Source organism: Escherichia sp. 93.0816 (genome assembly GCF_013368855.2).
Lineage (GTDB): Bacteria > Pseudomonadota > Gammaproteobacteria > Enterobacterales > Enterobacteriaceae > Escherichia > Escherichia ruysiae.
Genome location: NZ_JABWNC020000089.1, coordinates 1 through 383 on the forward strand (window position 1 = coordinate 1; position 383 = coordinate 383).

The 383-nt window shown below is 38.1% G+C and carries 1 protein-coding gene; it reads left to right on the forward strand.

Translation table 11 applies throughout. From position 1 onward, the window contains the following. Positions 1-383: formylglycine-generating enzyme family protein (locus HEM79_RS23230; protein WP_183082732.1), on the forward strand; the 383-nt coding region annotated here is incomplete at both ends.

The window sequence follows — 383 nt, forward strand, 5'->3', positions numbered from 1 at the left end:
TCAAAATAACCAGAAATAAAATTACATGGGGTGATTATAATAAATGGGTGCAGGTAACCGGAAGAGAATGGAATGCGTACTACAAAGAAGTAAAAAATAGAGATATTGAAAGTTTTTATGATAAACAAATGCTACGAGAAATTGGTGATGAATATCCAGCCTCAGTAAACTGGAATGAAGCGAACGCGTTTTGCCAGTGGGTTGGGAAAGAAAACGGGAAAAATATCACATTACCGACTGAGGCTCAGTGGGAATATGCAGCTCGTAGCAGAGGGCAATTCTTTCAGTTTGCAAACAGTGATAATCAATATAATCTATCCGCTCCAGTTAGAGAACTTAATTTCACCCACGATATAGCACCTGTTGGTTCATTTCCTCCAAAT